Origin of the sequence: Dickeya sp. ws52 (assembly GCF_007210685.1) — a bacterium.
GTDB lineage: Bacteria > Pseudomonadota > Gammaproteobacteria > Enterobacterales > Enterobacteriaceae > Dickeya > Dickeya chrysanthemi.
In genome coordinates, this window is the sequence record NZ_SZVX01000019.1 from 88287 (window position 1) to 97411 (window position 9125).

Below are 9125 nucleotides of genomic sequence, written 5' to 3' on the forward strand. Positions count from 1 at the left end.
CCTCACACTAGAGGGGAGATTTATTGATAACATTCATTTAGAGAAGAAATCTTTTATTTTTATGACCCATTGATCCTCCTGTCTAACTACAATTTTACTAGGGTCTTTGGTGTATTCTTCAGCAATGAGTTTTTTAAGCTTGGCACTTGATAGATAATCACTAAAATCTTTTATTTTTTCATGGGATGCTTTTGTTTTTCTTTTTAGAAAACTCATCCCATTACTTATGTTAGTGAATTTAACATTTTTATTCAAATTATATAGACTCATAAAACCTTGTAAGGTACTATCATTTTTAGAAAGATTAGTTAATGATACAAACATGAGTTCAGGATCTAAAAAATCCTCTATTTCTGTGTTTGTCGCATCAGGGGATGCAATACTTACAATATCGGAACTATCATCACAAATAGACAACCGAAAGAACCCAAGTTTTCCTTTGTATTTATTTAAAGAATAACCATCAACCTTGATTATGTTTTTTGTATCAGTATCAATCAGGCACATTACCTTTCCTTTAATTTGTTTATTCTCTTCATTATCAGAAAATGGCACATGCAAGAAATCGAATATTTTCTTTATATTCCCACAACCATTGAAGGGAAGGATAAATAGGTTCGGTATCGTATCTTTTAAAAAAGACTTAAGATATAAATAATCCTCACTCCCTTCACAAAAAATCCAGTTGTATTCATTTTTCTTTAATAAACTTAACATAGATGCCATTAGATCAAAATAGCTTCTAATCTCAATGGAATTAGGAAAAGCTCTTCTACTCTCTTGAATGTTTACTAATGGGAATGCATCTATTTTAACATTGCCATCATCTTTATGTATATAATGCAAAGATGCATGCATAGGTCTCAATACTAAACCATACCAGTGTGTTGTAATAAATATTTGTTTGTTGTATTTTTCAGATAAATTAATCAAGCTTGAAAACTGCTCAAATCTATGGGCTGACTCTAAAGACACCTCAGGCTCATCAATAGCTAAAATTACTTCTTTATTTTTTGGAGACTCTGTAGAAAGGAGTGCAGTTGCAATATCAATCAATGCAATACGTTGTTCCCCAGAGCTTAAATTTTTAATATTTTTAGAGTTTTTTGATAATGGTCTATAAGAAAAATATTTTAAAAAAATTGAATCCAAAATATCTGTTGGCTTAATAGGTCTTTTGATGGCCCCTTTATATTCAAATTTGTAACCTTCTGGTATTTTTTTATTAATATCATCTATATACAAATCTAGTTTATTATTAATAATGTCAATGACGCTATGTTTTTTCGCATTTTTTTTCCCATCATTTAATGGATGACTTACGGGCAGGAGGTGCTCTTTATTAGATAAAAGATTTCTAATTTCATCTGAAATTTCTCTATCCATCATGCCTTGCATTTCATTTGCTTGAAGAGATAGTATATCGCTAGTTTTATTTTCCACAGGAAGATACACAAATTTGTAACGCTCTAGCAATTTTTTAAATATAGAGTTTATTTTATCTCTAGAGACTCCATCTTTTTTTGTTGCATCAGCTATTTTTCTATGAAAAGTACTCGTGAGTAAAATATTTCCTTCAAAATTCTTACCAATCGCCAAAAGATAATACTCATCAGGTGGATACCAACCCCTAAGGCTATCTCTATATGAAATAAATTTCTTAACAAAGTCAGCAGTTGATACATCAAGAAAATTATAGTTCCAAAAATAATGAGAAATTCTTTCCATCTGTTGAACATCATCGTTCAGCCATTCATTCTTTTTTATCAAAAACAAAGGAAAAATATTAACACGATCTTTGTTTTGACCAATTGAATATGCCCACTCCTTGCTATCGATGTTATTCATTAAACAGTTTATGCTTTCCAAAATGGCAGACTTACCTGCGCCGTTATCACCTGCAAAAATAGTCATCCTATCATTTTCAGACGTCCAGAATGGGATGAAGTTTATGTTTTCATAATTTTTGAAATTACGTAGGAACAATCCCGAGATCATTAAATCATCCTTTAAAAAATTAAATAAACATTTATCTATAACGTAATAAATACATTACTTTTATCATTAAAATTAATTAAAATGAAGTAATAAGAATGGTTATTCTTAAAAAAACCTTTCCCATTTTGTATATGAATTTTTAGTATATGGGGTTATTTTTAAAAGATATGTACATCACAACAACGATCTTGAATCTATCCACAGCCAGAGAAAATGCCGCAAACAGATCGCTCTCAACTTCGTGTTCGAACTTACCCTTCCTCAACATCAGCACATAGCCATTGGTCAGATCTCGCATATAGGCAAGGTTTATCGATTCTATAGCTATTCTGATGTCTGTACCTTTGGTACTCCGCCACTGGATAGCCGATATCGTTGTGAAGCACGATACCTCCAGAAGCTCCCAGTTCAGATAAGAAGTTATCTGCACCTATGGCTTCACTTAGATCCTTTAGGCCACGCGAGTTCATCAACACCGGTTCGTCTGGTGCATTGGCCTTTACTATGCCACATTAAGATTAATCATCCAGAACACTGACGGATGTGTTGGGATGATAGTTGTTATAGGTTCCGGGTTATGGCATCAGCGATCTTACTGTTTCTTCGCTGACTTGGCTGAGTTCAGAAATTAATCTTCCATACACATTTACCATTCGTTCCTTATCGCAATCATTCGCTGATGCAGATAGGAAAAAAGAATCGTAATCTTTAACATAGATGTTATTACCGTTTTCAAGGGTAAGTTTTATACCTTGTTCGTTCTCTTCAACGTCTTTAACTATACAGGTCATAAATGGTATTTTTTTCTTTGGCATGAAAAATCATAATTATTTGAATATTATTCACTTTTATTCTCCTTGTTGCTTTATTTTTTAATACCATATTTTCATTATAAAATTCAAATTTAACTCTTGCGCAATAACGTTTTACTTCCTGTTCTTACTTTCTTTTGAAACGATATTTATCTTATGAGCTAACGCTCATATGTGCTGTCGAAAACGATAAACCCATTTTCATGAGCACGGCTACGCCCTAACTCTGATATAAATAATTTTTCATTTTGAGAATGAACGATTTCAATTTTGGAAAAAATAAAAACATCGTGCAGATCATTTCATCATCAAATAATAAAATTGATCCTATGTTTAAAAATAGTGTTAATAATATAACATATAGCATTTGCTCTTAAACGTATAGGAAAACTATATTCAAAGAAGCAGCACTTCGTGATTGTCCGAAACAATCACATTGCTGGAACAGGGCTTGCCCCTGTTAATGATGGATTTATCCATAAAGAATTGCGGCGATAGCCGCCAATAAAATAAAGGTAAAACAATTGCAGTATTCCTATAGCATCAGCAGCGCTTCGTGATTGTACGAAACAATCACTTCGCTGAATATAAATAAAAAGAAAAATCATGCAAAATAACAAGGTGCCATTTGTTTGGCACAAGTTTCTCTTTTACTATATTAGTACTAGATATTACGGCCCGTTTTTAAGTTTATTATCATACAGTTATATGGTAAAAGGTTATTAAAAATAATAACTGGTCAATATCAAAGGTTATTGATTTTACAAACTAGGGTTATTGAATTCAATAACCTTAGTTTCACGCCGTTATAATAACACTAAAAAAGAATATAACTTTCATACTGGCGGAATCTCCAGTTTAACTAAACTTTATCCAGTCCGGGATATAACTGGATGGACTGCCAGTTTCTTTAAACTTTTTCCATTTATTTTTGACTTTATTATTGACGATCAGGTTTAATCTGTTATGTATTAAAAAATAAGAATAATAAAAGGAGACTATTATGAGCATTATCGATTTTAAGCACTTGCATGAACTATCATCCTTCCAACTACAACAGTATATTGATGATAACAACTTTACACCGGAACAGCGATTACAAATTTTTGAGCACTATCATAGCAAGCATAAAGACACGACCAACATATATCAGCGAAAAGAAAACATTAAATCCATCAAAAAAGATGTCGATTATGTTCATCTCTTTACGAAAAACTTCGAATGTCTTGCTGAACTTGATATTACCAAAACTGAACTGAAGGTGATTGCTAAAATCCTTAATAAAATGGAGTTTGGAAATTTATTTCATATTTCTCAAGCGGCACTCTGTCGTGACTTGGGCATAGGGAAATCGAATATGTCGCTCATCTTTAAAAAGCTAAAAACCAAGGGAATTATCATCGATAAAGATGGTGATCTTTTTATGAACTCTAATATCTTTTTGAAAGGCCAAGCACATAGCATTAATATGAAACAACGCCCTAATGTTAAAAAGGCACAGGGATTTAATGCTAATAACGAACCAGCATTTGATAATGTTTATACCTTTAATCAAACAGATGATTCTAACAATCTACCGAAAGAGGGAACGACTGCATCTAAGCCGCCCAAAACATCTGATAGCTGTTCTAACAAAGAAACAGATCCAGCACTGACTCTGCAGTATCCTAAAACAGCAGAGCCAGTTTATGATGATGTGGAATAGATAAGCAAAGAAGCGATAAGCTCGGCATTTAGTATCATTTCCACCGAGGATTCATTGGCATACGTGAAAACTGGTTGAGGTCCGCTTCGTTTAAAGCCCCTTAGCCAGTTCAGCCGCAAGGGCTTTGAGTTTCTTTTCATCTATATGTGCCTATCTCCGTTGCTGGAGTGAACATATCAAAAGCAGGCAATTACACAATTTAAATTGCAGTCTCTAAGAAAAAGTTATTCTATTCTTATAATTTAATATTCACATTCTCTGTTGTAATACCCATACTCCATTATCAAAAAATCGTTCTATATATAAATATATACTCTACACTCAAACTAATTACCCTAAAAGCATCCAGTTCCCTCCCCATCAAAATGCACTAGTACAATTTAATCCTTTTTAGCTAAATCTAAAAAAGCTTTAGAAGGTTTACTGATAACCATCTGTACACCTTTTTTAGTTTGTTTGAGTGATTTCATTAATTTCCGTGCTATATCAGGTAATTTATTATGGTCAACGACTAAATAACCACCTCTGACTTTTTTAATAACCCCATCTTTTTCAAGTTGCTCAAAATTAATCGTTGAATACTCTTTAGCTTTAGAAACTAAAATAGTTAGCATTTCTTCCTTTGAAAAGTTCCGCTCATGAATCATAGCTACCTCATATAGTAATTACTGCAAATCAACATTATCAATAAATCTATAAAAAATAATTTGGTTTAATGTGTAATTTTCAAAAAATTTAAACCAAATCATTATTTTTATATTTAACAACCTGTTTGTTTGCTCGAACCGGATAGTTATTAAACATTTTACTAATTCGTTCCTCAATTTTTCTAATTCTAAGATTTACATGTGCATCAGATTGTACTTTAGAACCAGTGATACCAAATACTGATTTCACTGTTGTGAATTTATCTTCATATTCATCACAAACAAATAAAAGCAAATAAAGATTTTTGGGGTCTATAAATTTCTTAGTTTCATTCGTGAGTATCAGGCTCAATCTCTCATAATCCAACTTTTCTCTAAATTCGTTAGCATAATATTTAAGTTTTGGTGTTGGTAAATCATAAAGATCAGCCTCACGAAAATTAGAGAATTTCTCTGCTAAAATTTTCACTCTAGCGATTAAGCTGATTATTTCACGTAGCGTGCTAATCGATTTAAGTGTAGACAACGTGTGTACTTGCCATTGAGGTCGCTGTTCTTCATTCTTCGCCGGATAAAGAACATCAACATTCAATTCCCAATTATTAGTTCGTTGTGCTGTCTCAATGAATCTCAAAACAATATCAGGCATAGTATTATAAATAATACTTAAAACCTTTCTGACATTAATTAAATTAGTTTTTAGCTTATCAAGCTCCGTTATGAACGCTTCAATATTATCATGATAGGGTTGAAGTTCAGAAATATATCGTCGCCGATCTAATTCCGATGTGATACGCTTCTTCTCCAAGCTAAACCGCATGTCAGCTTTGAAGTAGGTTTTAGCACAATGCCCTCCGATAAGAGCTTCAACACCGTCAACCGTAACACCTAACCAACCAATCTTATGATTCTTTCGGCAAAAACCTCTTTTAGTTTTCACCTGACAAGAGACATTCCCATCAAGTTCATAATAGCCAACTAACGCTTTGAAATTCTCGGGACTAATCTCTTGCTCAGATGAGAATGATTTTCTATCCTCAATCTCAAAGTACTTAGAAAAGTACTCAGTTTTATCAGACATCAACTTCTCCCAACAATGAGGAAACTGGTTAGATGAACAGCACTGAGTAAATATACAACCCTATATCCGCTTTAGCAATGATGTTAGTAGTAATTTAATGAACAACACCACCATATATGGATATAAATCACAAAATACACCTATATGTAGTGCTTTGATTTCCTCAAGTACGACTAAGTAATTGCGTGAACGTGAAATAGTGCCCCACTTTCGGCGTACCTGCAGGGTAAGTCGTTGGAGCGGTTTTCTCCATCAGGCTGTGCTGCATCGAGCCTCAAACGTGTCACCCTTAAGCAACATTCCAAATGTTAGTAAACGGTAGGTATGCTGGTATTAGGTATAGCTATTTAGAATTAATACAACAGAATACAAGGCAGCGGCAATAACAAACTTCATTATCCGTCTGATTTAAAATTAAAAATATTATTTTTTAAAATTATTACAGTATATCGAAAGAATTCTTATCAGTACGAGAATGAATACTGTACCTAACTCTGTGTAATTGCCACCGTATTGAAAGTGACCGCTCAGACCGTAACCCCGCTCTATAATAAAACCGCTCATCCCGAGCAGCCAATTCTTGATCTGCATACTCCATTTTTCGATACCAACTGGTGGTCAGATAAATCACGTTCCGCACTGAGTCGTCCATTGGGAACACGTTACCTCTCTTCATCTGTATTAGTCATAGAGTCGGAGTTCTTTGTTTTGATTCGGGTAGTTAATTCCGTCCCCCTCCCGGCAAAGCGCCACATTGACTGGACAAAGGGAGGTTGAACCTAACATATTTTTGATTTTATCGGTCAGAGTTGCCAACGCCTATTTATTGATCATACAACTATTCATTCAACTTGAGCAACAGACAACTACCTGTTCAAACTGGCCCATTAGTTTCATATAAAATCTCCCCATCATGACTAGAAACCAGAAAATAGTGTTCATATTTTCTTATCCGTTTTTTGAAAACATTATTTTTATCCATTCTCTGACTTATAATCGTGCTTGTTATGTTCATCGCCCGCACAAAACTGTCTATAAAATTAGCATAACCTGAGCAACAAAAACATCAACGCAGGCCTGAGTTAATCGAATATAGATCTTCTGGTGAAATACGGTCACTTTTCATTTCTTCAAGCAGCTTCTGTAATCTTTTCTCCTTTAGCTTACGCGCTTTCTTCTCACCAATCTCCTGATAGTATTCTTCACGGCGCTCTGCTACGACCTTGCGGAACTTCTTCAACAGTTGATTCAGCGTTTTTAGGTCTGTCGTAGCCGCTTCTGCTTGGATTTTTCTGTACATAAACATTACGTGAAATTCATCAATCATATTCAGCCTCTTAGTTTTAATATCTATATTATTTCCCTCTCAACGAGGGAATATAGCCATTTATCATTGACGGCTCACTGTTATTTTAAGTTTCCAATAAATACGGTCATCAGTGCCATCTTGCTCTATGTTTTTTAACACCAGCTCAATAATGTGTTCTTTATGCCAATATAAAATCTTTTCCTTCAACTCATCAAAGTTGATATCAGATAAATCTTTATACCTCTCATCTTTAACACACACTTCAACTTCATGTGCAATCAGAACGTCATAAAGTATCTCTGACAACATTTCTCCTGATAAAATATTCATTGCTGTTTCAGGCTCTTTTTCATTTATGTGATAAATCGTTTCGCAATACCCCTGCAATACTGTTGAAATAATATATATTGCTGCTTCACTTTTTTCTTTCAATACTATCTCTTTCATTTTTAATCCTTATGTTATATTTATGGTTGTTAGCCCCTTGCGGGGCAACGTTAAACTTACTTTCTAAAACTATCTGAATACCGCACCAACATTGCTGCAACTTGTTCAAAGTTTACTTCGGTAATATCTCCACGATTACCTTCTTGGGCAGTGAACTTCTCAAAGTTTTTCTGGATATGGTCAAATACATTCATAATGAATGGACTCATAAAATCAGGATCATCCAGCAGCTCCGTACTTTCACCATTAATCTCTTGCAGGACTTTCCAGCTTGCCTTAAATGACCTTTTAGCAAGATCAAAGAACAGCGCTGTGGATTTATTTTCAATAACGGTTTCTTTGGACATATTGATTCCTCATAGTTAAATGCTTTTATATTTTGCTTTGATTTTATTTACCCCTAACGAGGCAGATTGAACACCTACTGGTGGTCGTTTAAAATACAGAAGCTCACTGCATTGTGTATTTCGCGTAGATTCACAAGAACTTCATCAAAGTGAACGTCATTAAGCGAACCTTTATATTTGTGCCTTTTTAAAAACTTGTTAAAACCTTTCTGGCTGTTTCCTATGACTGCTTTTAAAATATCTTCCATATATTCATCATCCTCAAGGATGCAATAGAACCTTTCCTCCATACATTCCCGCATGCGTCGTAAATACTTATCATAACCCTCACAACTTTTTAATATAAAATATCTTGTGGAATCATTAGTGACATTCATTTTCATTGCTGGCAATACCATACTCTTCATTTTATTTTCTCTTGTTTATATTATTTAGATACACTGCGTGATTGTGAAATAGCGTTATCAATCCACGCATCAATCTCACTTTCGATAAAAGCTACTGCTCTTACACCCGTTTTTACCTGCGAAGGAAACCGTCCGGCTTTGATAAGTTCATAAATCCACGTCTTACCAAATCCTGTTCTTCTTATTACTTCCGGTAAACGAATAAAGCGCTGTTTTTTGTTTTCTTCGATTTGAACCATATTTATCTCCTGTTTTGTTCGATGGAGATAATTCTAGGATTTTGGCTAGTTCTAAACTAGGCTGTGTCCCTTAACTTAACAACCGCTTTAAAAATAACCTGATCGCTCCCAGTTTTAGCATACTCAGGTAGTT

The 9125-nt window shown here is 34.0% G+C and carries 10 protein-coding genes; 1 reads left to right on the forward strand and 9 read right to left on the reverse strand.

The features are described 5' to 3' along the window. Positions 1 to 33: 33 nt before the first annotated feature. Both FDP13_RS17260 and FDP13_RS17270 read right to left on the reverse strand, forming a co-directional pair. Complete coding sequence (locus FDP13_RS17260) at positions 34 to 1998, reverse strand: AAA family ATPase (protein WP_143839995.1); 1965 nt, start codon at positions 1996 to 1998, stop codon at positions 34 to 36. Positions 1999 to 2573: 575 nt separating this feature from the next. Beyond that, positions 2574 to 2813, reverse strand: a complete 240-nt coding sequence (locus FDP13_RS17270) for a hypothetical protein (protein WP_234424426.1) — start codon at positions 2811 to 2813, stop codon at positions 2574 to 2576. 1000 nt (positions 2814 to 3813) lie between these two features. Between FDP13_RS17270 and FDP13_RS17275 the strand changes: the two genes are divergently transcribed. Then, on the forward strand, positions 3814 to 4515 hold the full coding sequence (locus FDP13_RS17275; protein WP_143839996.1) for a DNA-binding protein: 702 nt from the start codon (positions 3814 to 3816) through the stop codon (positions 4513 to 4515). A gap of 380 nt (positions 4516 to 4895) precedes the next feature. On the opposite strand, the gene FDP13_RS17280 is transcribed toward FDP13_RS17275, so the two are convergent. The 7 genes from FDP13_RS17280 to FDP13_RS17310 form a co-directional block, all read right to left on the reverse strand. Then, positions 4896 to 5129: a hypothetical protein gene (locus FDP13_RS17280; protein WP_199886351.1), complete on the reverse strand. Its 234-nt coding sequence runs from the start codon at positions 5127 to 5129 to the stop codon at positions 4896 to 4898. Positions 5130 to 5250: 121 nt separating this feature from the next. Beyond that, a complete protein-coding gene (locus FDP13_RS17285) occupies positions 5251 to 6243 on the reverse strand; it encodes a hypothetical protein (RefSeq protein WP_143839998.1) in 993 nt (330 codons plus the stop codon). A gap of 1066 nt (positions 6244 to 7309) precedes the next feature. Then, complete coding sequence (locus FDP13_RS17290) at positions 7310 to 7570, reverse strand: DNA-binding protein (protein WP_143839999.1); 261 nt, start codon at positions 7568 to 7570, stop codon at positions 7310 to 7312. 63 nt (positions 7571 to 7633) lie between these two features. Continuing rightward, entirely contained in the window at positions 7634 to 7999 is a 366-nt protein-coding gene (locus FDP13_RS17295) for a hypothetical protein (protein ID WP_143840000.1), read from the reverse strand. A 56-nt stretch (positions 8000 to 8055) separates the two neighbouring features. Continuing rightward, a complete protein-coding gene (locus FDP13_RS17300; protein ID WP_038918652.1) occupies positions 8056 to 8346 on the reverse strand; it encodes a hypothetical protein in 291 nt (96 codons plus the stop codon). A gap of 74 nt (positions 8347 to 8420) precedes the next feature. Then, positions 8421 to 8753, reverse strand: coding sequence for a hypothetical protein (locus tag FDP13_RS17305; protein WP_143840001.1), 333 nt, complete (start codon positions 8751 to 8753; stop codon positions 8421 to 8423). A 20-nt stretch (positions 8754 to 8773) separates the two neighbouring features. Beyond that, complete coding sequence (locus tag FDP13_RS17310) at positions 8774 to 8992, reverse strand: AlpA family transcriptional regulator (protein ID WP_110294430.1); 219 nt, start codon at positions 8990 to 8992, stop codon at positions 8774 to 8776. Between the last annotated feature and the right edge of the window lie 133 nt (positions 8993 to 9125).